This window comes from Butyricimonas sp. BSD2780061689_150309_C8 (assembly GCF_015560935.1).
GTDB lineage: Bacteria > Bacteroidota > Bacteroidia > Bacteroidales > Marinifilaceae > Butyricimonas > Butyricimonas paravirosa.
Window position 1 is genome coordinate 218,029 of the sequence record NZ_JADMSV010000001.1, and the last position, 25,161, is coordinate 243,189.

23 protein-coding genes and 1 riboswitch are annotated in these 25,161 nt (G+C 43.5%); of the genes, 11 read left to right on the forward strand and 12 right to left on the reverse strand.

Annotation, left to right across the window (positions count from 1 at the left end; genetic code table 11):
* The first annotated feature begins 191 nt into the window (after positions 1 to 191).
* Together I2I33_RS00715 and I2I33_RS00720 are read left to right on the forward strand one after the other, a co-directional pair.
* Complete coding sequence (locus tag I2I33_RS00715; RefSeq protein WP_087419049.1) at positions 192 to 686, forward strand: hypothetical protein; 495 nt, start codon at positions 192 to 194, stop codon at positions 684 to 686.
* 247 nt (positions 687 to 933) lie between these two features.
* Positions 934 to 1,935: a hypothetical protein gene (locus I2I33_RS00720; RefSeq protein ID WP_087419050.1), complete on the forward strand. Its 1,002-nt coding sequence runs from the start codon at positions 934 to 936 to the stop codon at positions 1,933 to 1,935.
* Between the two features lie 55 nt (positions 1,936 to 1,990).
* Here I2I33_RS00720 and dnaG read toward each other — a convergent pair whose 3' ends face one another.
* Positions 1,991 to 3,916, reverse strand: a complete 1,926-nt coding sequence (gene dnaG / locus I2I33_RS00725; RefSeq protein ID WP_087419051.1) for a DNA primase — start codon at positions 3,914 to 3,916, stop codon at positions 1,991 to 1,993.
* 213 nt (positions 3,917 to 4,129) lie between these two features.
* Between dnaG and I2I33_RS00730 the strand changes: the two genes are divergently transcribed.
* The 5 genes from I2I33_RS00730 (at position 4,130) to I2I33_RS00750 (ending at position 10,765) form a co-directional block, all read left to right on the forward strand.
* A complete protein-coding gene (locus tag I2I33_RS00730) occupies positions 4,130 to 4,765 on the forward strand; it encodes a TetR/AcrR family transcriptional regulator (protein WP_087419052.1) in 636 nt (211 codons plus the stop codon).
* 83 nt (positions 4,766 to 4,848) lie between these two features.
* Positions 4,849 to 6,135: a TolC family protein gene (locus tag I2I33_RS00735; RefSeq protein WP_229128137.1), complete on the forward strand. Its 1,287-nt coding sequence runs from the start codon at positions 4,849 to 4,851 to the stop codon at positions 6,133 to 6,135.
* Positions 6,136 to 6,170: 35 nt separating this feature from the next.
* Positions 6,171 to 7,205 (forward strand): efflux RND transporter periplasmic adaptor subunit, encoded by a 1,035-nt coding sequence (locus I2I33_RS00740; protein WP_087419053.1) that lies wholly within the window; start codon positions 6,171 to 6,173, stop codon positions 7,203 to 7,205.
* A 49-nt stretch (positions 7,206 to 7,254) separates the two neighbouring features.
* Complete coding sequence (locus I2I33_RS00745) at positions 7,255 to 10,407, forward strand: efflux RND transporter permease subunit (RefSeq protein ID WP_087419054.1); 3,153 nt, start codon at positions 7,255 to 7,257, stop codon at positions 10,405 to 10,407.
* Between the two features lie 64 nt (positions 10,408 to 10,471).
* Entirely contained in the window at positions 10,472 to 10,765 is a 294-nt protein-coding gene (locus tag I2I33_RS00750) for a PG0541 family transporter-associated protein (protein ID WP_087419055.1), read from the forward strand.
* 64 nt (positions 10,766 to 10,829) lie between these two features.
* Here I2I33_RS00750 and I2I33_RS00755 read toward each other — a convergent pair whose 3' ends face one another.
* From I2I33_RS00755 to I2I33_RS00770, 4 genes are all read right to left on the reverse strand, one after another.
* The gene (locus I2I33_RS00755) at positions 10,830 to 11,741 is read right to left on the reverse strand and encodes a YitT family protein (RefSeq protein WP_087419056.1); all 912 of its coding nucleotides are present in this window, start codon (positions 11,739 to 11,741) and stop codon (positions 10,830 to 10,832) included.
* A 255-nt stretch (positions 11,742 to 11,996) separates the two neighbouring features.
* Positions 11,997 to 12,180, forward strand: a riboswitch (cobalamin riboswitch).
* A gap of 159 nt (positions 12,181 to 12,339) precedes the next feature.
* The gene (nadD, locus tag I2I33_RS00760; RefSeq protein WP_087419057.1) at positions 12,340 to 12,936 is read right to left on the reverse strand and encodes a nicotinate (nicotinamide) nucleotide adenylyltransferase; all 597 of its coding nucleotides are present in this window, start codon (positions 12,934 to 12,936) and stop codon (positions 12,340 to 12,342) included.
* 4 nt (positions 12,937 to 12,940) lie between these two features.
* Positions 12,941 to 13,501 carry a guanylate kinase gene (gene gmk, locus I2I33_RS00765; protein WP_087419058.1) on the reverse strand — a complete coding sequence of 187 codons (561 nt, stop codon included), beginning with the start codon at positions 13,499 to 13,501 and terminating at the stop codon, positions 12,941 to 12,943.
* A gap of 118 nt (positions 13,502 to 13,619) precedes the next feature.
* A complete protein-coding gene (locus I2I33_RS00770; RefSeq protein WP_087419059.1) occupies positions 13,620 to 14,498 on the reverse strand; it encodes a YicC/YloC family endoribonuclease in 879 nt (292 codons plus the stop codon).
* Positions 14,499 to 14,610: 112 nt separating this feature from the next.
* Between I2I33_RS00770 and I2I33_RS00775 the strand changes: the two genes are divergently transcribed.
* The 4 genes from I2I33_RS00775 (at position 14,611) to lepA (ending at position 20,189) form a co-directional block, all read left to right on the forward strand.
* Complete coding sequence (locus I2I33_RS00775) at positions 14,611 to 15,804, forward strand: uracil-xanthine permease family protein (RefSeq protein ID WP_118304549.1); 1,194 nt, start codon at positions 14,611 to 14,613, stop codon at positions 15,802 to 15,804.
* 168 nt (positions 15,805 to 15,972) lie between these two features.
* On the forward strand, positions 15,973 to 17,034 hold the full coding sequence (gene pstS, locus I2I33_RS00780; RefSeq protein ID WP_229128138.1) for a phosphate ABC transporter substrate-binding protein PstS: 1,062 nt from the start codon (positions 15,973 to 15,975) through the stop codon (positions 17,032 to 17,034).
* A 124-nt stretch (positions 17,035 to 17,158) separates the two neighbouring features.
* Entirely contained in the window at positions 17,159 to 18,328 is a 1,170-nt protein-coding gene (locus I2I33_RS00785) for an ATP-binding protein (protein ID WP_087419062.1), read from the forward strand.
* A gap of 73 nt (positions 18,329 to 18,401) precedes the next feature.
* A complete protein-coding gene (gene lepA, locus I2I33_RS00790; RefSeq protein WP_087419063.1) occupies positions 18,402 to 20,189 on the forward strand; it encodes a translation elongation factor 4 in 1,788 nt (595 codons plus the stop codon).
* A 68-nt stretch (positions 20,190 to 20,257) separates the two neighbouring features.
* Here lepA and I2I33_RS00795 read toward each other — a convergent pair whose 3' ends face one another.
* The 7 genes from I2I33_RS00795 to I2I33_RS00825 form a co-directional block, all read right to left on the reverse strand.
* Positions 20,258 to 21,064: a nitrilase-related carbon-nitrogen hydrolase gene (locus I2I33_RS00795; RefSeq protein ID WP_229128139.1), complete on the reverse strand. Its 807-nt coding sequence runs from the start codon at positions 21,062 to 21,064 to the stop codon at positions 20,258 to 20,260.
* 374 nt (positions 21,065 to 21,438) lie between these two features.
* Positions 21,439 to 21,588 (reverse strand): hypothetical protein, encoded by a 150-nt coding sequence (locus I2I33_RS00800; protein WP_162613658.1) that lies wholly within the window; start codon positions 21,586 to 21,588, stop codon positions 21,439 to 21,441.
* Between the two features lie 124 nt (positions 21,589 to 21,712).
* Complete coding sequence (locus tag I2I33_RS00805; RefSeq protein ID WP_087419064.1) at positions 21,713 to 22,342, reverse strand: hypothetical protein; 630 nt, start codon at positions 22,340 to 22,342, stop codon at positions 21,713 to 21,715.
* Positions 22,343 to 22,434: 92 nt separating this feature from the next.
* A complete protein-coding gene (locus I2I33_RS00810) occupies positions 22,435 to 23,043 on the reverse strand; it encodes an N-acetylmuramoyl-L-alanine amidase (RefSeq protein WP_087419065.1) in 609 nt (202 codons plus the stop codon).
* 56 nt (positions 23,044 to 23,099) lie between these two features.
* A complete protein-coding gene (locus I2I33_RS00815) occupies positions 23,100 to 23,465 on the reverse strand; it encodes a 3TM-type holin (protein ID WP_317193308.1) in 366 nt (121 codons plus the stop codon).
* Positions 23,462 to 23,851, reverse strand: coding sequence for a MerR family transcriptional regulator (locus tag I2I33_RS00820; protein ID WP_087419067.1), 390 nt, complete (start codon positions 23,849 to 23,851; stop codon positions 23,462 to 23,464). Before I2I33_RS00820 ends, I2I33_RS00815 begins: the two co-directional genes overlap by 4 nt.
* A gap of 151 nt (positions 23,852 to 24,002) precedes the next feature.
* A complete protein-coding gene (locus tag I2I33_RS00825; RefSeq protein ID WP_087419068.1) occupies positions 24,003 to 24,623 on the reverse strand; it encodes a DUF6266 family protein in 621 nt (206 codons plus the stop codon).
* Between the last annotated feature and the right edge of the window lie 538 nt (positions 24,624 to 25,161).

Below are 25,161 nucleotides of genomic sequence, written 5' to 3' on the forward strand. Positions count from 1 at the left end.
CCTCCGCCACTTCGTGCCACCTCTTTCTTCCCCTGCCTGAGGGGAAGTACCCCGAAGGGGGGAGGGAGTTTGAAAACACCTTGTTTTGTGTATGTCTGTTCTTTTGTTACCTTTGTTCACAAACACTACTATCAAGTGAAAGTTTTGTCTTTTTCAAGAAACTCTATTCATCTAATAAGAAGGATTAGTACATGAAATATTTTATTGAAACCCTAACAAACAACAGCAAGAGCGTGGAACTACCCGAAGAGTTTAATTATTTCGGGAAACTGATTGGCAGTTGGAAATTTGATTATGTCGATCACAACATATCCTGTTCGACTAAAGGAGAATGGCATTTCTCGTGGATTCTTGAGGGAATGGCGGTACAAGATGTTATTATTCTACCTTCACGAGAAACCAGAACAGAAATACCACATCCCCTCACCGAATACGGCACGACTCTCCGTATCTACAATCCAGCCACGCACACTTGGGATATTGCCTATTGCTATACAGGAAGAATCATGCGCCTTGAGGCAAGAAAACAAGATGATATGATTGTTCTCACGAATATTGACGACGAAAAGAAGAAATGGGCTTTCGTCAAGATCGAGGATAACACATTTCATTGGCAGAATGTAACCGTAAAAGATAATGGTGAATGGCTTATAAATGCGGATTTATATGCCGTGCGTACACGATAAGCATTTTGCACGGCACATCTTACTGCAAGTATAAATATTCTTTATTCTTAAACATCATGGCATAACAGCTCATATAGTAAATATACAACACGATTCACCCGACATACAAACATAATTGTATGAAAAACCAATTCTATAAAATAGGAAATAACAATAAATAGACTCCCGCAAGAATAATTTCAACGCCCTATGTAAGCTATGTCATTTTTTATAATTTTGCGGAGATTATCACCATAAAAATAAAGAAATGAGAAAAATCTTGTATGTATTATGTCTGCTTACGACTCTTGTAGCGTGTAGTGATGACGATGACAAAATTATTACCGATTATGACAAACCGTACACGAAGTTACCCTCTTCCGAATTAAGAACTTTAATCGAAGACAATATCAGTTCATGCGAAGCGTTGGTCAAGGAGTTTAGTGAGATGGAGGAAAATAATGAGATATTCGATTTAATAAGGTATTATGATATAAATTTGAGTTTCAATATTTCCGATTTTATAAACTCCCGAAGTTCAGATTCAAACAAAGAAAACACATTTACCGGAATGAAATTAGTTTGGAACAAAGACAAACAGGACTTCGACACGACCATCAATGCAGCTGGATTCATGGAAGTCCTCTTCCCCTCTTCCAAAACAGATCAGTCCCAAAATGATCTTCGTTTCATTGCAACGATTGATTATAGTACCGGTGTCTGCCTTAAAATGGAAGTTTACAAGGGCGAAGAAATTCTATTACACAAAGTACAGCAATATAACAAAGAAACTTCCGAAGCCATACAAATAGTAAAATGTCCTCCTTACAGCCAAATGGTCAAGATGGAAATAAATTACGATGATATTGTCTCCCGATTTATCATGAGAAGAATGCCCAAAGAGGTCATTGTACAAAAGGACGGAGGAGATTATTACAGCCTTTCATTGAATATCGAAAATGGCAACCTACATTTAGTGACAGATTTCAATAACATCCGGATTCGCTCTACATTCGAACAATATAATAGCATACAGGCGTTAATTGAGGAAATATATTACACGAATGAAGGACGTTATGACGAGTTGGTTACAGAACTTTTCAGAAAAAATATGCGAGAAAGTGTTATTGTTTTCACGGATAAAGATGAGAAAATCGGAGAATGGGAATTCGTGGAACTAAAACGAGGCGCAGAAAGTCCTTTCCCTCTTTGTAAATGTATGTTCCAAGACGGAACAGAATTATTTTTCCGGTTATATACATTTATCTAGTTTCCTATAAAGATTTCTTTCCCCGGTTTTCAAAAAGAGCCGGGGAAATTTCTGTCTAATGAATCCCTGTACGCCCCAATTTCTCGTTTAGTTTACGACGAATGACATTGATGGCATTTTTGCGCTTAAGGAGTTCCACAATTTGCGAAGGATCTTTACTATTCTGTGATTCAAGAATGCGATTATCTATATCCCGAGAGAGCATTTCCACTCTTCGCATCTTGTAATTATCTAGTATCTTGGGCAGAAGTTCTCCGAGTTTCATCTGTTCCGTCTCGACAAAACTATCCATCTTGTACCAAATCTTACTTAACTCGTAAGGTTCACTCAAGATATTGGCAGCCATAGTACTAACTTTTATATCCGGGTAAGAAATAAAATAACGGGCCGGGATAAACGACGGAGACTCATACTGACGTTGATATTCCTGTTGCATCGTACGGAACACGGGATTCAACAATTCCAAATCATCTTCCCCAAGTTCCCGGATAATGAATTCCCCGACACTCACACTTCGCATATATCCGTTACGTTCCTCCTCGTACAACTCGCTATCCCCGAATAAAAGCAGGTAACGAATCAACACACTTTCCTCGATGTCACAAGGAGTCGCTCCTCGTGTCGGGGTTGTTACCTTCAATTCCGGAGTCGTAACAGGAGTTTTAGAAGGTTGTTCCTCGTTCTTCAAGCGAACCTTGGCAATCTCGGTATATAAAACTCGTTCCTCAACATCCAACTGGTGTGCAGTTTCCCGCACATAGACGGAACGCACGATGTTATCCGGAATCTTGGCAATACTTCGCACGATGTCCGTGATTAGGCGAGCCCGTTCAACAGGATCATCCCCCGCAGTACCCAGCAATAATTTAGTCTTGAAATTTATAAAATCCGTCTCGTTATTCGCAATAAAGTCCGCCAAATCTTGCGGCGTATGACTCCGGGCAAAAGAATCCGGGTCCTCCCCGTCCGGCAGTAAAAGTACCCTCACGTTCAATCCCTCTTCCAGCACGAGATCGATTCCCCGCAAAGAGGCCTTGATCCCGGCAGCATCCCCGTCATAAATAATTGTCACGTTCGGGGTCAACCGACGAATCAACCGGATCTGTTCGATCGTCAAAGAGGTTCCCGAGGAAGCCACCACGTTCTCAATTCCTTTCGCATGAAAAGAGATCACGTCCGTGTACCCTTCCACCAAGATGCAGCGATCTTGCTGCACGATTGATTTCTTAGCAAAGAATATCCCGTAAAGGGTTTTACTCTTGTGATATATCTCGGACTCCGGGGAATTCAGGTATTTTGAAATCTTTTTATCGGCTGTCATCGTTCGTCCCCCGAAAGCAATCACCTTACCCGCCAAATCAAGCACGGGAAACATCACCCGGGCTCGGAATCGGTCGAAAAGTCCTTTCTCGTTCTCGATGGTCAATCCTGTCTTCACGAGAAACTCTTTCTTGTAGCCCTTTTCCTGAGCTGTTTTCGTGAACGCCCCCCAACCTTCCGGGTTATAGCCCAAACCGAATTTGCGAATCATCTCGTCACTGATACCTCGTTGACGCAAGTAACCCAATCCCACGGAACGCCCCTCGTCCGTGTTCCACAGTTGATATTGAAAATACTCGTTCGCGTATGAAGAGACAATTAACATACTCTCTCGTTCCGTCTTCTCCTTCTTCTGTTCCTCTGTTAATTCCTTTTCCTCAACCGGGATATGATATTTCTCGGCCAAGTATTTCAATGCCTCCACGTAAGACATCTGCTCGTGTTCCATGATAAAATTCACGGCATTTCCCCCTTTCCCGCAACCGAAACATTTATATATGCCTTTTGCCGGGGAAACGGTGAACGAACCTGTCTTCTCATTATGAAACGGACACAGCCCAAGATAGTTCACACCTCGCTTTTTTAAACTCACGAAATCGGAAACCACCTCGTATATATCCGCCGCATCAAAAATTTTCTGTATGGTAGCCTGATCAATCATGACACAAAGATAGGATAATGGAATTGAAAATGGAGAATTGAAAATTGAAAATGATGTAATAAGATTAAAATCATTGAAAAGTTGCGCCCGACAAGAGTTTTAACAATACTTTAACATACATGTCGTATTAGTGGAACAATATTTGTATACTTTTGCACGTGGAAACGTTTTAAACACGTTTCGTTTCCAAGTACAAACACTAAGACATCAGCTATGGAAGAAAACATAAAACAAAAAAGGGAACTTATAGCCGCTATCTCGGATCTTTTTTTGAGATTTGGATTGAGAAGTACCTCCATGGATGATATAGCGAATCACTTGAAAATTTCGAAGAAAACACTCTACCAACAGTTTGCCAATAAAGACGACGTGGTGGAGCAAGTGATGTTGTACAGGAGAGATGAAAAAATAAAAAACACGGATGTTAATCAACTAGCCAAGAAAAACCCGATCGTGGTCATGAGCGAAATTCGGGATTTCATGGTGAGTGACTTGGGTAGCCGCTTACCTGCCAATCATTTTGATTTAAGGAAATACCACCCGGCCGTGTACGAAAGAGTTGCCAAGCAAGAAGAGGAGTCAACGAAGAAGTTTCTCGTGGCATTACTGGATAACGGTATAAAACAAGAACTCTTCCGGAAGGATATTGACAAAGAATTACAATTGTACCTGTTAGGCAAACAATTGCACTTTTTGAAAGATCCTGAAATCACCAGTAAGCTTGAATACCCGATTTCGGTAATTATTTCAACGATCTTTATCAATTTTATTTACGCTATATCCACAGAAAAAGGTCTAAAAGAATTTGAACGCCTAAGGAACACGGCAAAACGACCAGAAGACGGATGATTGATTTTTTGGTACGAGTTTTGTAACGAGAGAAAAAACATTTGAAATTTCCCGGAAAAAATAAATAATTAAATCTATAATCTATGAAACAAGGAACGACTCTTTTCCTCCTAATGTTTTTCGTGCCATGGATGCTCCACGCACAGGAAGCGCCGCAAACGATATCGCTGCAGCAAGCAGTGGAGTTTGCCATCAAGCACAACAAAGAACTGCAATCTTCGCAGATGAATATTGATTTGTATCGCCAAAAGGTACGGGAATCCGTATCACAAGGATTGCCACAAGTCAATGGTACCGTAACGTATTCCACGAATTTCAACTACAAGATGGATTTCGGCGGCCAAGCGATAAAAATGAAAGACCAGTCTAACCTGACGGTAGGTTTGCAACAATTATTATTCAGCGGCCAATGGATTCTAGGGATGCAAACCAGTAAAATCGCTGTACGCCTGACCGAGCAGGAAGTTGAAACCACGGAACTGGACATCGTTGAAAATATTTATAATTCATACTACACGGTGCTGGTATCTGAAAGGATGCTCGACATTCTACGTCAGAACCTGGAGAATATGAATGAAATTTACAAGCACACCGATAATATGTACAAAGCCGGAACGGTTGAAGTGACGGACGTGGATCAAATCCGCATTAACGTGGGACAACTGAAAAACAGTTTATTATCCATGGAGAGAACGGTTGCCGTGAATTACAACCTACTGCGTCTTCAACTGGGACTGGAAGCAGGCACCCCGATTAAACTTACGGATGCGCTGAATGTATTCTTGGAAAACGATAAGTCCACTCGTTTGTATGTTGAGAAATTTGACATCAATAATAATTTGAGTTATCAATTGATCACCACGCAAACCGAGCTGAATAAAAAGATGCTGGGATTGGAAAAATGGAGTTACGCTCCCACAATCTCCGGTAATTACAACTTCAACTACAAGATTTTGAAACCGGCATTGGATATGAGCCCGAAACACACGGCCGGCCTCACGATGAACATTCCGATTTTCTCCGGTTTGCAGCGGGATTCCAAAGTTAAACAGGCCAAAATCACCTTGGAACAATCTTATATGCAGAAGAGTTTATTGCAAGACCAGTTGAACGTGCAGGACGAACAGTTGAAATTCAACTTGAAAAACGCCATGGAAAATTACAACCTGCAAAAAGAGAACATCGATGTTGCCACGCGGGTATTAAAGAACTACCAGAGAAAATACGAGCTGGGAGCTGTTTCCAGTTTGGATTTGACACAAGCAAATAACAACTACCTGCAAGCAGAAACAAATTACACGGAAGCAATTCTAAGCTTGCTACAAGCACAAGTAAGTTTGGAAAAACTGTATAATCAACTTCCCCGATAAAACAACTTGAATAACAAAAACAAAAAAGAAATACAATGGTAAAGAATCTCATTTTATCGATTATAGCATTAGCTATCCTTGCCGGTTGCTCGGGCAAAAAAGATAAGACTACAGGGGAAACCGTGGAGGCGGTTCCTGTTAAGGTGCAAAAATTAGAGAAGACGGATATTGCCAAAACCTTGGACTATACCGCCAACTTACAAGCAGATAAGCAAGTGTACTATGCCCCCGCTGCCACGGGTAGAATCGAGAAGATTTACGTGGAAGTAGGCGACCGCATCAAGAAAGGTCAGTTACTCGTTGAGATGGATAGAACCCAGCTAGTTCAAGCTGAAGTTCAATTAAAGAACTTGGAAACGGAATATAACCGTGCCGTTCAATTAAATGAAACCGGAAGTATCTCCAAACAAGCTTATGATGCTGCCGTAACCCAGTACGAAGTAGCTAAAGCTAACGTGGATTTCTTGAAAGAGAATACCAAAATGCTCGCTCCTTTTGACGGTATTGTTACCGGAAAATATTTCGAGAATGGGGAACTTTACACGGGAGCCGCTTTCGGTGGTGCTAGTAAACCTTCTATCATCGCAATCGAAAAAATCAACCCGCTGAAAGCTTACGTGAACCTAGCCGAACAATATTATTTGGCCATACAAAAAGGAACTAAAATTCAGTTGAAGAGCAATATCTTTCCTGATAAAACATTTGATGGTACGGTTAGCATCGTTTACCCGACGATCGACCCAGCCTCAAGAACTTTCACGGTAGAAGTAAAAATCCCGAATAGCGACGAATCATTAAGACCGGGGATGTACGGAACCATTGACTTCTTCATCGGTAACACAGAAACTATGGTCGTTCCGGCTATCGCCGTATTGAAATTACAGGGTTCCAACGATCGTTACGTGTTCTTGAATAAAGATGGAAAAGCAAAACGTGTGGCAGTAAAACTCGGCAGACGTTTCGAAGATCAAGTAGAGTTGATCAGTGATGAAATCCGCGAAGGAGACGAGTTGATTGTTGTCGGTCAAGGCCGGTTAGTTGACGGATCACCGCTTTCTATTACAAAATAGGAGAAACCCGCAACTTAAAATTTAAAACTTAAAATTTAAAATTCAGAATATGAGTATATACAATACAGCGGTCAATAAACCCATTTCAACCTTGATGGTTTTCCTCGCCATCATCGTACTGGGTGTTGCTGCCTATATACAATTACCGGTGGACCAGTATCCCAAGATGGACCCGCCTTATATCACGGTAATGGCAACCTACCCGGGAGCTAACGCCGCAGATATTGAAGAGAACGTGACCAAGATCCTCGAAGACCAGTTAAACTCGGTGGATGACTTGAAGGAATTGACCTCAACTTCTTACGATAACCTATCTGTTATCTCCCTAGAGTTTGAATGGGAAGTAAATCTTGACGAGGCTTCAAACGACGTGCGTGATGCAGTAGATAAAGCCATGTCCAGCCTCCCGGATGATATAGACCGTCCTACCATCATGCGTTTCAACACGTCCATGATGCCTATCTTGATCTATGCCGTAACCGCAAAGGAATCATATCCCGGTATTGACAAGATTTTGGATGACAAGCTGATTACCCGGTTAAACCGCGTGGACGGAGTTGCCTCTGTTATCGTGGCCGGAGCCCCGGAACGTGTCGTTTACGTGGACCTCGACCCGAATAAACTTGATGCTTACAATTTGACGCTGGAACAAATCGGTAACAAGATTCTGGCAGAGAATAAAGATATTTCTTCCGGTAACGTGAAGATGGGACAGATGGACTATACGCTACGCGTGGAAGGAGAATTCGAAGAAAGTGACCAGATCAAAAATATCGTGCTGGGTACCCAGAATGATAAAATCATTTACTTGCGGGATGTTGCAAACGTACGGGATACCTTGAAAGATATTACCCTAGAACAAACGATTAACAGAGGTCGGGGTGGTGTATTGATGGTAACCAAACAAACTGACGCAAACGCCGTGGCTGTTGCGAAACAGGCAAAAAGTGAAATTGAAAAAGCACAAAAGGAATTACCAACGGATATCAAATTCCAGATCATTTCGGATAATTCGGACTTCATCATCAAGTCTATTAATAACTTGCAGGAGTCTTTGATGTACGCTTTGATCTTCGTGATCTTAATCGTGTTCTTATTCTTAGGACGTTGGAGGGCTACCTTCATCATCGCATTGACAATCCCGATTTCCCTGATTGTTGCTTTCATTTACTTATTTGCAACCGGGGAGTCGCTTAACATTATATCTCTATCGTCCCTATCTATTGCAATTGGTATGGTGGTGGACGACGCCATCGTGGTATTGGAGAACATCACGAAACATATTGACCGGGGAAGCCGTCCGCGAGAGGCCGCCAAATACGGTACAAACGAGGTTTGGTTGTCTGTAATCGTTACGACGTTGGTAACCGTGGCTGTGTTCTTCCCGTTGACCTTGGTGAGCGGTATGACCGGTATTTTGTTTAAACAGTTGGGATGGATCGTTTGTATCACGGTATGTACGTCAACCGTGACCGCAATCTCTTTGACCCCGATGTTGTGTTCTCAATTGATGAAAATTCAAGAGAAGACGGATTCAAGTAAGTTTAGTTTCTACAACTTCGTTTCCAGAATGTTGGAGAAATTGGACAGTGCTTACGAGAAATTGATCCGCTGGGTACTTGTTCACAAGACCGTAACGATCCTTAGTATGTTTGCTTTATTCTTTGCCTCCATGTTCCTGGCTAAATTGATCAAAACGGACTTTATGCCCCAAAATGACCAGAACTACTTGAACGTGTACGCCAAGATGCAATCCGGCCAACGTGTAGAGGTGACGAGAGAGGTTGCCTTGGAAATTGATTCCATCATTCGAAAAGATATTCCGGAAATCACGTTGATCAACTTGTCATACGGTAGTGAAGAGGAAGCCTCTTTCGCATCCATGATGAACAGCACGGGTAACAATATCTTGAACATGCGTTTGAGAACAACAGATATTAAAGACCGTCAACGTAGTGTGTTCCAGATTGCCGACCAGGTGCGTGGTATTTTAAAAGCTTTCCCGGACATTTTACAGTACACGGTAACAACTTCAAGCGGTGGTTCCATGGGAGGTAATAACGTGGACATTGAAATCATGGGACATGACTTCAACACGACTACGAATCTAGCACACTCCATCGCAGAGAAAGCTCGCCAGATTCCGGGTGCGGAAGATATCAAGATCAGCCGTGACGAAGATAAATCCGAGTTGCGTATCATGCTGGATCAAGATAAACTAGCCCGCCACGGTCTGACAACGTCTGAAGTAGGTTCATACATGCGTAACCGTATCTATGGATACCGGAACAGTAAATACAAGGAAAACGGAGAGGAATATGATATTATCGTACGTTTCGACGAGAAATATCGTTCTTCGATCACCGAGATTGAAAATATCATTATCCCTGACGGCAAGGGCCAGAAGGTTCGGTTAAAAGAATTGGGAGAAATCCAAGAGTTCTTCTCCCCGCCAAATATCGAGCGTAAGAGTAAACAACGTTTGTTGAAGGTATCTATCACCCCGGCAGCAGGAGTTGCTCTAGGAGATATAGCAACTGCAGCTCAAGAGATCATCGATAACACGGAAATACCTCAGGAAGTATCCATGTATATCGGTGGTAGCTACGAAGATCAACAGGAATCATTCAGCTCATTGTTCTTATTGTTGTTACTCTCTTTGATGTTGGTTTACATCGTGATGGCTGCACAGTTCGAGTCATTCAAGATGCCGTTCATCATCATGTTGGCAATTCCGTTCGCCTTCACCGGTGTGGTTCTTGCCTTGTTGCTGACGAACACAACCTTGAGTATCGTTGCCGCATTGGGTGCTATCATGTTGGTGGGTATCGTTACGAAAAATGGTATCGTGTTGATCGACTTTATCAACTTGATGCGTGAACGAGGTATCCGCCTATACGACGCAATCGCAATGGCTTGTCGTTCTCGTTTGCGTCCGGTATTGATGACCTCGTTAACCACCATCTTAGGTATGGTGCCGATGGCAATTAGTGCTGGTGAGGGTTCTGAAACCTGGAGACCGATGGGTATCGCCGTAATCGGTGGTATGATCTTCTCCACGATTATCACGATGGTGATTGTTCCGGCCGTTTACGCCGCAATGGACAAGAGTGGTAGCCGTGATAAAAAGAAGATTCTCAGCAAACAATTCAAGTTCATGGCCGACTTTAACCCGGAAAGAGATCTTCCGAAAAAGAAATAAATAATATTTGATTTTAGATTTACGATCCTGTATCGTAAATCTAAAATTTAAAACCTAAAACACTATGAAAGCAGTATTTATATCATATAACCAAGCCTTGACGGAACGGGTTGCTTTTATCCTTGATCAATTACAAATTCGGGGATTCACGCAATGGCCTTTGGTAAACGGAGCCGGAACCGTGGATGGAGAACCTAGAATGGGAACTCACACTTGGCCGGAAATGAACTCCGCCACCTTGACTATCGTGGAGGAAGAAATGGTCCCTCTAATCTTGAAATATGTCAAGAACCTTGACGAGGTGAATAAAGAAAACGGTATCCGGGCATTTGTCTGGGACATTACCGATATGTATTAAAAAAAGAGCCGAAAGGCTCTTTTTTTGTATATGTACTTCACGCAAAGAGGCCAATGCCTCTTTTTTATTCGTCCTCTAATGACTTGAATCCCTTTCCTAATATCTCTCTGGAGTCGATAACATTTATAAAAGCCTCCGGATCAATTTCACGAATTCTGTGACGTAAGATCATCATCTCACGACGAGTTAAAATCGTGTAAATAATCTCGCGAGATTCACCCTTATAAGCACCGACAGCCGGTAAAATTGTAGCTCCACGATTAATATCATTCAAGATGATATTTTTCACCGTTTCCATCTCTTTCGTGACGATCATCAATGTCTTGTGGACAGAAGCACCTTCCACGATCAAGTCAATCACCTTACCTTCGATGAACACGATAATCCAAGAATACATGGGCAAACGCCAGTCTCCGAAAGCCACCACGGTTGACAAAGTAATCGTACAATCCACGATAATAACCAACGTACCCAAAGAAATATGGGTATACTTGTTCAAAATCATGGAAATAATATCCGATCCCCCGGAAGTAGCCCGGGCCTTGAAGATCATACCAATACCAATACCATAAACAATACCACCGAAAATAGCTGACAGTAATTGTTCATTCAACATCGTTCGGTCAGTAATTCCCGGTTCCAGCAAAGCATCATAACCGTAAACATAGTGAATCAAACGCATAAATGCCGGAATAGCAAACGTACAGATAATGGTTTTCACACCAAACATTCCTCCCAGGAAATAAATTCCCAACAACAACAAAGGCACATCCATACAAAGGGCAGCAATCTCAGTTTCCCAGCCCCACAAGTGATGAAAGACCATGGACAGACCGTATGTTCCACCGGGAGCAAAACCATAAGGCTCCGCAAACAATACCGCACCTAACGCGAACATGAAACAACCACCCAACAACCATCCGTAGGTGATAAAGAAATCCTTAGAGAATAATTTCTCCTTAGTTACAAATCCCATACTACAACTTATTTTTATTTTAACAATTAATTTCGCTTGTTTTTAGCCGCACAAAAGTACAACTTGTTTTTGACTTTTTACAACGTTTTCGATTTCTCAAATTTAACTGTAATACACTCATAATATGTATATTACATTTTATTTTTCATGCATAATTATACAACTCACCTCATAATTATTCGAAAAAACACGAACCCCATGAAAAAGAATAATTTTCAATACTCCATTTCCGATTTCCAATTATTTTCCTTATGTTTGTAAACGTATTGGAAAGGTAATGTTCTTCGTGACATTACGAGGGAATCCCGTGAGAGTCGGGAACTGTACCCGCAGCTGTAAGTTTCGAAACTTTAGTCTCTACTGCCACTGTCTGTACATGGATGGGAAGGCGACGAAAAGGAAACAAGTCAGAAAACCTGCCAAGACGTAACTGTTTATGTAGCTTTCGGGAAGTGAAGCTGGCAAGATGTTTATCATGGTAACATGATCTTCTTCTACCCAAATTTTCCAACAAGCATTGTTCTGTGAAATAAGTGAGCAGATTATGAGATGTAGAATATCTCTGCCAATTTTGTTTTACATCGCGTAACAAGCTCACTTATTTTGAATACAGTTTCCAAATCAACGATAAAGCCTCGCTTGGAACCAAGCTTGAAATATCATCTCCTTTTCGGATCATTTCTCGGATCTCGGTGGCAGACAAGGGAAACAAAGGGGCATCAACGAACGTCATGTTCGTAAATCCTTCAACAGAAGTTATAATACCTGAACGAGGATAAACAAAAATATCACAATGTCCCTCGATCCAACGATGCTCCTTCCATTTCGGGAAATCCAGTACGTTATCCCCCCCGATGATCAAAGCAAATTGTTGACCGGGGTATCGATCAAACAAAACCCGTAAGGTATCCACCGTGTAGGAAGGTTTAGGCATTGAAAATTCGATATCACAGGCTTTCATTCCGGGAATTCCTTTGATGGCAGCCTTCACGATCTCGAAACGCTCGGTCTCCGGCAAAAGGAATCGATCTACTTTAAACGGGTTACAAGGACTGACCACAAACCACACTTCCGCACACAACTTTTTTTCCAACAGGTAACGAGCAATTCCCACGTGCCCGTTATGGATCGGGTTAAACGATCCGAAAAAAAGTCCGATAACAGGTCCGCTTTTCTTTTCCTTACCTTGTTTCATTCGATTATTTCAAAAAATCCCTTACCGCCTTTTCAGCTTCGGCTAAAGCCGTATCTAAATTGTCATTCACAATGACCACGTCAAATTTATCAGCAAATGTCATTTCATACTCCGCTTTAGCCACACGTTGCTCTATCTTCTCCATTGAATCCGTACCCCGTCCGATCAACCGTTGCCGCAAGACCTCCACGGAAGGAGCTTTAATAAAAACAGATAGCGCCTGATCCCCGAATATTTTCTTGATATTCACCCCTCCAACAACATCCACGTCAAATACCACGGCATGACCAGCCTTCCAAATTCGCTCCAGTTCACTCTTCAACGTCCCGTAGAAACATCCCGGATAGACCTCTTCCCACTCTAGGAAATCCTCCGCCTCAATTCTCTCTTTAAACTCATCCGTTGAAAAGAAATAATACTCTTTCCCATGTTTTTCCTCTCCCCGGGGCGCCCTGCACGTTGCCGATACCGAAAACTCCAACCCGAAATCCTTCGCCAACAAGTAATTCACGATCGTACTCTTCCCCGATCCGCTAGGAGCTGAAAATATGATTACCTTACCCATAACAATTGAAAATTGAAAATTGAAAATTGAAAATTGAAAATGAGACCGAATACTCTTTTTCAATCTTCAACTTTTAGTTATTAGCTTTTATCTTTTAGTTTCAATGTTTTGTAACAAGTTACAAAACATTGAGACTCTGTTCCTTTATTTTTTCCAGTTCATCTTTCATGCGGACAACCAGTTTCTGGATGTCATGGTCATTGGCTTTGGAACCCATGGTGTTGATTTCTCGACCGATTTCCTGAGCGATAAATCCGAGTTTACGTCCCGGCGCCTCTTCTTTCTCCACCGTCTCGACAAAATATTTACAATGATTTGCCAAACGAACTTTCTCTTCCGTAATATCCAGTTTCTCCAAGTAATAGATAATTTCTTGCTCTAACCTGTTCTCGTCAATATTTTTAATCTCTCCCCACTCCTTCATCTTGTCTTGCAAGCGTTGCTTGATAGTAATCACTCGTTGTTTCTCGAACTGGGGCACTTCTCCCGACAAGCTTTTGATCAACTCGATCCGTTTCAAAATATCTGCAATCAAAACTTTACCCTCTTGAATACGGAAATCATCGACATCCGACAACGCTTTCTCGATAGCACTTCTCAAACAATTCCAACCTTCTTCATCCAACTCTTCCATTTTAGCTTGCATCGTGTCAGGGAAACGCATAATGGTTTGCAGCAACTCGCTCTTGTTGATTTCCACTCCCAACGAACTCGCAACTTCCAACATCTGATTATAATACTGTCTTACCACCGATTGGTTCACGGCAACATCTTTCTCGTCCTCCGCATTATCAAAATAGATATACACGTCCACCTTCCCGCGTTCCAGAACGTTCTTTATCATATTCCGGATCTCGATATCCTTCTCTTTGTAAATACTCGGAGTCCTCAAATTAATATCCAATTGTTTTGAATTCAGACTTTTTACCTCCACGATCACTTTCTTTGTCCCGCAGTCCACTGTTGCTTTACCGAAACCGGTCATTGATTTTATCATAGCTCTTGTTTTAAATACAAACATTTAACCACAAAAGTAAGGCTTTTTTTGAAAATCCCCGCCAAATAACTACCTTTGTTCAGTTTGTCAAATCATCAGAATATACATAATCATGGATGCGAATCATCTTTCTGCCTTCCAAAAAGGAGTTATCGGGGTACAATTTCTTTTCGTCGCCTTCGGTTCGACGGTACTCGTTCCCTTACTTGTAGGATTGGACCCGTCAACAGCACTTCTTACCGCGGGAATCGGAACATTAATTTTCCATCTTGTCACGAAAGGTATCGTTCCCATCTTCTTGGGAAGTAGTTTCGCATTCATCGCCCCAATCATCAAAGCCAGTGAATTGTACGGTATGGCAGGAGCCCTTTCCGGGATGGTCGCCGTGGGTGCGGTCTACGGGCTTATGAGCTTGTTGGTAAAATTACGGGGAACCGACTTTATCAAGCAACTATTTCCCCCCATCGTGATCGGTCCGGTAATCATATTAATCGGGCTTTCCCTCGCCAGCTCCGGGGTAAAAATGGCAAGCGAAAACTGGGTATTGGCCCTTATCTCCCTGATCACGGCTGTCGTCGTCTCTCTGAAAGGCCGGGGGCTGTTAAAATTAATCCCTATATTCTGCGGAATCATTGTCGGATATCTTGTAGCACTTTTCTTCTATAACGTGGATACCGCCCCGATCAAAGAAGCCGCATGGTTTGCCCTTCCCCAATTCGTGACACCCGATTTCTCTTGGGCTGCCATTATCTATATGGTTCCCGTGGCCATCGCTCCTGTCATCGAACACATCGGGGATGTCTACGCGGTGAACAGTGTTGCCGGTAAGGATTTCGTGAAAAACCCCGGATTACACCGTACACTACTGGGTGACGGTCTTGCCTGTGTTTTCGCCGGGTTAATCGGTGGCCCTCCCGTAACCACGTATTCCGAAGTTACCGGGGCCGTGTCTTTAACAAAGGTGACAAGCCCTGCCGTGATTCGAATTGCTGCCGTGATGGGGATCGTCTTCTCGGTTTTCGGTAAAATCAGTGCTTTGTTAAAATCCATCCCAGCCTCTGTTTTGGGAGGGATCATGCTACTCTTGTTCGGAACAATTGCCTCTTTGGGAATGAGTAACTTAATACAGAACAAGGTTGACCTTTCCAACACCCGCAACATGATTATCGTCTCTCTCATCCTAACCTTCGGTATTGGAGGGGCGGCCTTCGAATGGGGTAATTTCTCCATGTCCGGCATAGGCCTTGCCGCCTTATTGGGCGTCATCTTAAACTTGATATTACCGACAAAAGAATCCAAAGCATAATACAGGCTTCCAAACGTCACTCATCTCTTGTGGATCAACATATCCACCACCCCTTTATGCCCTACCGCGTAACAAAAAAATAACCGTTTTGAAACATTAGATTCACATAATCAGCGGAACTTGCAATCGCAAAAAAGAAAGAAAACAATTTATTTAAATGAATAGAAAATGAAAAACTTACTTTTAACCACAGTTCTTATGTTAGCTGTTATTTTTAGCAGCAACGCGACACATGACGTGAACGGTCCCGCTAAAAAAGTATCTATCTCCGGAGCAGGGGCAACCTTCCCTCTTCCCTTCTATAACCTTGCATTCAAAACTTATCAAGATAAAACAGGTAATTCCATTACCTACGGAGGCATCGGTAGTGGTGGCGGTATTCGTAGCCTGAAAGACAAAATCGTGGATTTCGGGGGGTCCGATGCCTATCTGTCCGACAAAGAAATGAGCGAAATGCCCGCGGCCGTGGTTCACATCCCGACGTGCATGGGAGCCGTGGTGTTGGCGTACAACCTTCCGGGAGTAGACAACTTGAAACTAACCGGGGATATTATCGCCGATATTTACTTGGGCAAAATCACCAAATGGAACGACAGCCGTATTGCAGCCATCAATCCCGGCGTGAACTTACCCGACAAAGCCATGAGTCCTGTCTATCGTTCAGATGGTAGCGGAACCACTTTCGTGTTCAGTGACTACATGACCAAAGTAAGCCCGGAATGGGCCGAGAAGATCGGAACCGGAAAATCATTAAAATGGCCAGTAGGTATGGCCGCTAAAGGTAACCCGGGCGTTGCCGGAGTAATCAGTCAAACTGAAGGGTCCATCGGTTACGTGGGTTCCGAATATGCTTTTGCCATGAAAATCCAATTCGCCCAGATGAAAAATGCGGCCGGTAACTTTATTACCCCAAACACGGAAAGCATCTCAGCCGCGGCGAAAGGAGATATGCCCGCCGATACCCGTACAATGATCACCAATTCGGCCGCCCCGGATGCATACCCGATCAGTTGTTTCACATGGATCATCTTATACAAAGAGCAAGCCTATGCCGATAGAAATCAAGCTCAAGCCGAAGAAACATTGAAACTATTGAACTGGATGCTGGACGCAGAGGCCCAAGCCTTAACCACAAAAGTAAACTACTCCCCGCTCCCGGAAAAGGCAGTAAAAAATGCAAAAGCGTTACTAAAATCAGTCACTTACAACGGGCAACCCGTGTTGAAATAATCAAGTATACACATTATTCAAAAAACTACAAACTCCAAATTGCACTATAAAAGTGCAGAAAACAGCAATTTTCTGCACTTTTATAGTGCAATTTGCGTATATTTGCAGAAAATACATACTAATCATGGATAAACTTTACGAAAGTTTCAACAAACTATTAAAAATTACAAACACCGATTTTATTCGCTATAAATATGCCGAAATTAATTGGGACAGCCATATGTTAGGACTTGTTGGTCCACGGGGTATTGGTAAAACAACAATGTTTCTCCAACATATTAAACAAAACCTACACCCGAAAGATACGTTGTATGTTTCAGCAGACAACATATATTTTACAGAGAATTCTTTGATCGATCTAACAGACAAATTTAGTAAACAAGGAGGGAAACACTTGTTTATCGACGAAATACATAAATACCCTAATTGGTCACGTGAATTAAAACAAATATACGACACCTATCCAGATGTGCAGATACGATTTACCGGATCATCCATTCTAGACATCTATAAAGGAACTGCAGACCTAAGCCGACGAGCTCCTATCTACGATATGCAAGGCCTCTCTTTCCGCGAATATTTAAACATGTTTCATCACATGAATATTCCTGTTTATACAATAGATGAAATATTAGAACACAAAGTAGAAATACCCCAAATAACGCATCCTCTCCCCCTCTTCATAGAGTACCTTCAGCAAGGCTATTACCCGTTTGGTAAAGACAAAACTTTCGAGATTGAATTGGACCAAGTGATAAACCAGACCATGGAGATCGATATCCCACAATATGCAAACATGAATGTCTCCACTGGACGCAAATTAAAACAACTTCTAATGATCATTTCTCAAAGTGTTCCATTTAAGCCAGTCCTACAAAAACTGGCAGATATGATTGGTGTAAGTCGGAATTATTTAGCCGATTACCTACTTTACATTGAAAAAGCAGGCATGATAGCTCAACTTCGTGATGATACAGGGGGGATCAGGGGATTAGGCAAAGTAGAAAAAATATATATAGATAATACGAACCTCATTTATGCTTTAGGACGAGAAAGTCCAAATATAGGAAACATTCGTGAAACATTCTTTTACAACCAGATGCGCGTGAAACAAGAAATCACATCCTCAAAAATTTCAGATTTTCAGATAGGAGAAAGAACATTTGAAATAGGAGGGAAAAACAAAGGACAAAAACAAATAGAAGGTCTCCCAAAAGGATATATTGTAAAAGATGACATCGAAAGTGGATATGCCAATATTATCCCGCTCTGGCATTTCGGAATGAATTATTAAACAAACAGTTCCTTTTCGTTTGAAATTTTCCGCTTTATCCATATTTTTGCAACTTAAATCTAAAATTTCGTAGATGAAGAACATTAGGAATTTCTGTATAATCGCACATATTGACCACGGTAAGAGTACACTTGCCGACCGTTTACTGGAAACGACCGGAACTGTAGTAGGGAAAGATTTACAAGCACAGGTGCTTGACGATATGGATCTGGAACGAGAGCGAGGCATCACGATCAAGAGTCACGCGATACAGATGGATTATCATTACAAGGGAGAGAAATATGTTCTAAACTTGATAGACACCCCGGGACACGTGGACTTCTCGTACGAGGTATCACGTTCCATTGCTGCCTGCGAGGGTGCGCTACTGATTGTCGATGCCACGCAAGGTATTCAGGCACAAACCATCTCGAACCTTTATCTTGCCATTGACAATAACTTGGAAATCATTCCCGTTTTGAACAAGATGGATATGCCCAATGCCATGCCTGAGGAAGTGAAGGACCAGATTGAAGAACTGATCGGATGCGAGCGGGATGATATTATTGAAGCCAGTGGAAAAACTGGTTTGGGCGTGGATAAAATACTGGAAGCGGTTGTAGAACGAATTCCCGCACCTACGGGTGATCCCGATGCGCCACTTCAGGCTTTGGTGTTCGACTCGGAATTTAACTCTTTCCGCGGAATCATCACCTATTGCCGTATCATGAACGGTAGTCTGAAAAAAGGTGACATCGTGAAATTTGTGAGCACGGGCAAGGAATACGATGCAGATGAAATTGGAGTATTACGCCTAGAACAAGAACCCCGCAACGAACTGAAAACGGGAGATGTGGGATACATTATTTCCGGTATTAAAACTTCATCCGAGGTAAAAGTCGGGGATACGATCACGCACGTGGAACGTCCATGCGCCGCCGCCATCGAGGGATTCGAGGAAGTAAAACCCATGGTCTTTGCCGGAATCTACCCGATTGATTCGGAGGATTACGAGGACCTGCGTACCTCCATCGAGAAATTACAGCTAAACGATGCCTCCCTGACCTTCGAGCCGGAATCTTCAGCCGCCCTTGGATTTGGATTCCGCTGCGGGTTCCTCGGAATGCTCCATATGGAAATCGTGCAGGAACGTCTGGATCGGGAGTTCGACATGAACGTGATCACCACCGTTCCCAACGTTATGTACATCGCCCACACCACGAAAGGCGAAGTTTTCGAAATGCACAACCCCTCCGATATGCCCTCTCCCACGGTAATGGACTATATCGAGGAGCCTTATATAAAAGCACAGATCATCACGCCCACCGACTACATCGGCCAAATCATGACCCTTTGTCTCGGCAAGCGAGGCGTACTGATAAAGCAACACTACCTGACAGGAAACCGGATCGAGTTGAACTACGAGATGCCACTGGCCGAAATCGTGTTTGACTTCTACGACAAATTAAAGAGTATCACGAAAGGATATGCCTCTTTTGACTATTTCCAGATCGGTTATCGTCGGGCTAACCTTGTGAAATTGGATATACTGCTGAATGGCGAATCCGTGGATGCCCTCTCTGCTTTAATCCACTTTGATAACGCTTATTCTTTCGGGAAACGCATTTGCGAGAAATTAAAAGAACTGATTCCCCGTCAGCAATTCGACATTGCAATCCAAGCTGCCATCGGTGCGAAGATTATTTCCCGCGAAACCATCAAAGCCGTTCGCAAGGATGTAACCGCAAAATGTTACGGTGGTGATATTTCCCGTAAACGTAAACTACTGGAAAAACAGAAAAAAGGAAAGAAACGAATGAAACAAATCGGGAACGTTGAAGTCCCGCAAAAAGCATTCCTTGCCGTGCTGAAATTGGACTAGTTCATAAGGTTTGTAAAGTTTATAAAGTAAGCGTCCCCCAAGGACGCTTTATTTGTATGCCCCTTAAGCTACTTTATAACCTTACGAACTTTACAAACCTTATGAACCACAACGTCATCCCAATAATCCCTGCATCTCGCCCTTACTCCCCCGTCGGGAGCGATCACGCAACTCTCTCCCCGGTAAACAAGTCCTGTTAAGTCTGTCCCGGCACAATTAACGGCCACGACATACGCCTCGTTCTCGAAAGCCCGTTCCCGTAGAAGTTGATTCCAATCGTCCCGTCGGGATTCCGGCCAATTCGCAATGTAAATGGCAACATCATATTCGCCCTGATTCCTACTCCACTCCGGAAAGCGCAAATCATAACAGATATAAGTTGAGAAACGTATCCCTTTCCATTCCAGTGTCAGATGACGGTCTCCGGGCGAGAAACTACCCTTTTTAAAACAATTATGCTTGTCGTAATATTCGTATTTCCCATCCGGATAAACAGCCAGTAACCGGTTATAATATTTCCCTTCCTCCTTGTAAATCGTGGAACCGATCACCAATGCCCCGGAGTGCCTTGCCCATTTCTTCATCCGCTTGATCACTGTCGGGTAATAGGAAGCCACCTCATCTTTCGAACGCATTGCCTCTTCTTTATCCCGTTTCTTCATCTCACATCCGGAAGTGAAAAGCTCCGGAAATACAATCACATCGGCACCCTTACACAAAGGCACCCGCTTATCAAAAGCCCATAGATTGGATTTCACATTCCCCCATATCAAGTGCGCCTGTACAAGCGCCACCCTCACCGAATCCTGCGCCTTCACGTTTAAGGATAAAACAAACAGGAAACATAACATCCCGCCAAATACTTTCATTTTCATAAGATTATTTAGGCGAATTTACACAAAAATTTTGATTCTTTCCTAGATTGTTGAAAAATTACACGGTTAGGTAAATACCCAAAAAATCACAACTTTCCCCGCTTTGCAATGCTGGTACATACAAAATCAACTTGCTTAGGTTTTGAAACAAAAATAAGGTCAACTTGCTTAGGTTTTGAAACAATTTAATATATTTATAACTGGAAATCAATATATAATAAAACATTTAATATCCCAAAAGTGAGGGGGCTACCCAAAAAGTCTATTTTAAACAACTACCCCCTCCAGCTCCCCCTGTGTAAGGGGGAGCTGGAGGGGGTAGTTTATAGATACTGAATAAGACTTTTTTGGACAGCTCCCTATCCCATTCTCTCTCACCGTCGTTTCACCCATGCTACTGCAAGCGAACTGATCACCCCACCAACGATACTGAAAACTCCTGCCAACAAGTTGTCCGCCATCTGCGACAACACGGCGTTAAAACTCAACGTCGAAAACATACCGATCAAAAAATAATTACCCATTTTGATAATTTAAAATTTAAAGTTTAGAATTTAGAATGGGATTCACGTCCCCGGCATGGATCCTCTGCCGGAGACGTGAGAACTCGTTCCTCTTGCGAAATCACTCGATCAGGAACCATAAAATTTACAGCGTCATCACCCAGCTATCCGAAGCGCTCTTCCCGTTCTTCAACGTGGCGAAACAATACAGTTTCACGTTCTCGTGACTCCACTCCTCCGGGAGAGCGTAGCTCGTGTTACCGTTCTCCCCACGGACTCGCAACGTCACTAGACGGGCTCGCCCAAGCACGCTCTCGTATAACACCGCATACACCTGATCGTCACTGAAGGCGTAACCGTTCTCCTCGTCCTGCATCTCCTGCATGAAAGAATACATCTTGCTCTCTTCCGTGTAAGTCACTTCCACCTTCGGCGGGTACAACATACCGGAAGCGCAAAGCAAGCGTTCGAGATCCACCGTCGCCACGTTCGCCTCGTCCACCGATACCCGGGACATATTCACCTTCACGAAAGCGTTCGCCGCCGAACCTCTACCGATACCCGCGAAGCCTTTCCGGATCACCGGCAACAACTGCCGGGATAACTGTACCAGCGCTTTCATTCTCGCCCGTTGGGCCAGGATCTCCGGCGTCGGGTTGTCCTTCCGGGCAAACACCTTCGCCTTGGCGATGTTCTTCCCTCTCGTGTAACACAACGTGATGTTTCCCACTGATTTTCTTGCTTTTCCCAATAAATACGAGTTAAATTCTGCCATAACTTTACAATTAAAAATTGAAAATTGAAAATGAACTTTACATGCCCGGGGCGGGCCCTGCCCCAAGAAGGTAAATTTTTAGTTTCTAACTTCTAGTTCCTATCTTGAAATTCGCTAAAGGCGAATTCCAACGCCGGCCCCGGGTCGATCTTTCTCGGCGTGATCACCGAGTGACCCACCACGTCACGGATCGGGTAGGTCTCTTCCAGTAGGGTACAGATCTCCCGTAACACCCGGACCTGCCTTGCCGTGTAGCGATGCCAGTACGTCGGGCGATCACCGGAACAATCCGTGTAAACCTCCTCCGGCGGTACCACCCGCCCGCACTCCGCGATAAACAACCCGCCCGAGAACCGGAGTTTCCCGAGGTTATCCAGCTCTATCCCGATCGAGTAACGGTTCAACCCGCCACGCCCGGCGTACCAGCTCTTCCCCGCGTGCCACGCCTCGATGTTGAAAGGAACCAGCTGGAACACCTCTCCCTCCCGACCGATCACCACGTGAGCCGAGGCCGAAACGTCCGGGCGGGTCAGGAAAAGCGCGGAACTCTCGGCACTCGTTCCCGCCGTGTAGTGCAGCACGATCATGTCCGGCCCCTCCAAACGCCGGGTGTTCTTTGCGCTCACCAGGTGAACCACCCCGCCACCCATCAAACGATGGTTGACAATTGAAAATGGAGAATTGAAAATTGAAATTCCCATGAATAAAAATTTAATTAATCAAGTTTTTACCTTTTACTTTTTCCAACTTTTAGTTTTTACTTTTTAGCTTTTACCTTAAAAATCGCCTCCGCCATTTTTTCCCCGCTCCTCCCCACCACGTAACCGCCCAGGCCGATTTCCAGCAAATCCCAAAAGCGGGAAGTATCGGAGAGGATGGGCAGCGTCGTGAACGTCCCCACGAGGACGATCAAGGCGAACACCAGCATCACCAGCGGCCGCCACGATCGCTGCAACCAATTTCCCCGGGCCTCCTCCACCACAGCTGCCGAGCGAGAGCGGGCCACCTCTTTCTCGTGTTCTGCCAGCAATCCCAGCAGGTCCACTTCCAGTTGTCTCTTCTCCCTCGCCGGGAGCGTCAGGCGGTCGATCACCTCGCCAACCGCCCCGACCACGTTCTTCACTCCTTCCAAAGTCGTAAAGCCGTGACGATACAATTCTTCACCTCTGCCGCGAGGTAAAACTTCTTGTTACCCACCTTCCTCTCCGGGATAAGGAGTTGTTTCTCGTAACGCCGTAATGTCTGCCTGGATATTTGCATAGCCCGGCACAACTCCTCGGCATCCATCAACCTGTAGGAAGCGTTTGATGCTGCCTCGATTGCCAACCGCACCTCTTCCCGCAATTCCCTCAACTCTTCAAGTACTTGCACGGACACGTTCGCCGTTTCTTCCCTTTTACTTGTCTCTTTTCTTGCCATGTTTTTATTATTAAAGTTACCCCGTTCCCTTTCCCCACACACACCTCCCCGTAACGACACGCCCGGAACAGCTAAACGCCTCGTCTTCATTTAGTTCATAAAGTTCGAAAGTTTATAAGGTTCATAAAGTAATCCTTCAACCGGAAATCACCCAATCCCTGAATTTTTAAATCTAAAATTTAAAATCTAAAATCAGTAAGGCCCCGTGCGGCTGGAATCTAAAATCATAAATCTAAAATCATTAAATTCTTACGTGTTGGCTCGGCGAATAAGCCTTCCCATCCTTTTCCCGAAAGAAACAATACAAATGGGCTGCCGTTCCCCGTTTACGCTGCAAACGGAAAGTGGCTTTCCCGTCACCCCTAGTCTCCCCGCTCGTCTTGACAAACTCCGGGGAAAACGAACGATCGGCATAAAGCACGGCAACCATGAACTTATCCTCTTTTCCCGCGGAAGGAAGATCTTCCTCCCGTTCCCACGCCACAGAAACCACATCCCCCTCATCAACACGCACCACGAGATGATTCACTTTTTGTAACCGACCGACCGTCAACTGCAACCGGGCAAAATCCCCAATCTTCCCGTCAGGCTTAAAAATCATCATGTTCAACTTCAAAAATAAATTATACCCGCTTTTCCCCGTTCCCTTTGTTGCCAAATACCACACCTTTCGTAATTCCGTCTCCGCCAAACGGTGGTAAAAGCGTATTGCCACCCTCAAGCGGGAACGGCTTTCCCGCTGTTTTGACGTGTTCGCATCCGCATACCGTGCCGCCACACTCCTCACCCGTGTCACCGATCCCACTCGGTAGAAAATCGAATTCCCGATCTTTCCTCGAATATTCTCTTCTGTTATTGCCATCACTCGTTCGTTTTTAAAGTTTTCTTTGTTTTCTGATGCAAAGATAGAGCCTGCATCTTCGACATAAAACTCTAATTCACAGACAACAGGATGTTTTCACAAATAACCTTTTTCGTTTCATATTCGCCATAAATTCGAATCTCTCACTCGTGAACACACAACTCTCCCGATAAAAGAAAATCCCTAAACAGACCGTAGAACAAAGCAATGAACAACCGAAAAACATCCCCGGTAAAGAGGAGACAATCTCCCCCTTTCTCCCACATCAAAGACACCCGCTGAACGTCTTTGATTCGTCTTTGATTCGAAAATGATACGTCATTAATCCCTAACTACATTGGATTCTCAACGGAAGAAGAATGGATATTGCCCGATAGAATATCAAGTAACATACCTAGATTAAAAAGATACCCAAACGAAATTTCTAGAGATAAAGCTATAAATACCAACAATCAAAAAAAACCAAACATTATAATCTAGATGCGATTATTACAAAAGAATTTTTGCCAAAGTCCAAAATAAAGTTACACTACGTAAT

Coding starts and splice junctions, on each gene's coding strand:
- nadD (WP_087419057.1), bottom strand. CDS start 12,936: ATGAAACAAGGTAAGGAAAAGAAAAGCGGACCTGTTATCGGACTTTTT.
- dnaG (WP_087419051.1), bottom strand. CDS start 3,916: ATGATTGATCAGGCTACCATACAGAAAATTTTTGATGCGGCGGATATA.
- I2I33_RS00735 (WP_229128137.1), top strand. CDS start 4,849: ATGAAACAAGGAACGACTCTTTTCCTCCTAATGTTTTTCGTGCCATGG.
- I2I33_RS00730 (WP_087419052.1), top strand. CDS start 4,130: ATGGAAGAAAACATAAAACAAAAAAGGGAACTTATAGCCGCTATCTCG.
- I2I33_RS00810 (WP_087419065.1), bottom strand. CDS start 23,043: ATGGGAATTTCAATTTTCAATTCTCCATTTTCAATTGTCAACCATCGT.
- I2I33_RS00750 (WP_087419055.1), top strand. CDS start 10,472: ATGAAAGCAGTATTTATATCATATAACCAAGCCTTGACGGAACGGGTT.
- I2I33_RS00805 (WP_087419064.1), bottom strand. CDS start 22,342: ATGGCAGAATTTAACTCGTATTTATTGGGAAAAGCAAGAAAATCAGTG.
- I2I33_RS00785 (WP_087419062.1), top strand. CDS start 17,159: ATGGATAAACTTTACGAAAGTTTCAACAAACTATTAAAAATTACAAAC.
- I2I33_RS00820 (WP_087419067.1), bottom strand. CDS start 23,851: ATGAAGACGAGGCGTTTAGCTGTTCCGGGCGTGTCGTTACGGGGAGGT.
- I2I33_RS00770 (WP_087419059.1), bottom strand. CDS start 14,498: ATGATAAAATCAATGACCGGTTTCGGTAAAGCAACAGTGGACTGCGGG.
- I2I33_RS00740 (WP_087419053.1), top strand. CDS start 6,171: ATGGTAAAGAATCTCATTTTATCGATTATAGCATTAGCTATCCTTGCC.
- gmk (WP_087419058.1), bottom strand. CDS start 13,501: ATGGGTAAGGTAATCATATTTTCAGCTCCTAGCGGATCGGGGAAGAGT.
- I2I33_RS00745 (WP_087419054.1), top strand. CDS start 7,255: ATGAGTATATACAATACAGCGGTCAATAAACCCATTTCAACCTTGATG.
- pstS (WP_229128138.1), top strand. CDS start 15,973: ATGAAAAACTTACTTTTAACCACAGTTCTTATGTTAGCTGTTATTTTT.
- I2I33_RS00795 (WP_229128139.1), bottom strand. CDS start 21,064: ATGAAAATGAAAGTATTTGGCGGGATGTTATGTTTCCTGTTTGTTTTA.
- I2I33_RS00720 (WP_087419050.1), top strand. CDS start 934: ATGAGAAAAATCTTGTATGTATTATGTCTGCTTACGACTCTTGTAGCG.
- I2I33_RS00715 (WP_087419049.1), top strand. CDS start 192: ATGAAATATTTTATTGAAACCCTAACAAACAACAGCAAGAGCGTGGAA.
- I2I33_RS00775 (WP_118304549.1), top strand. CDS start 14,611: ATGGATGCGAATCATCTTTCTGCCTTCCAAAAAGGAGTTATCGGGGTA.
- I2I33_RS00800 (WP_162613658.1), bottom strand. CDS start 21,588: ATGGGTAATTATTTTTTGATCGGTATGTTTTCGACGTTGAGTTTTAAC.
- I2I33_RS00755 (WP_087419056.1), bottom strand. CDS start 11,741: ATGGGATTTGTAACTAAGGAGAAATTATTCTCTAAGGATTTCTTTATC.
- I2I33_RS00825 (WP_087419068.1), bottom strand. CDS start 24,623: ATGGCAATAACAGAAGAGAATATTCGAGGAAAGATCGGGAATTCGATT.
- lepA (WP_087419063.1), top strand. CDS start 18,402: ATGAAGAACATTAGGAATTTCTGTATAATCGCACATATTGACCACGGT.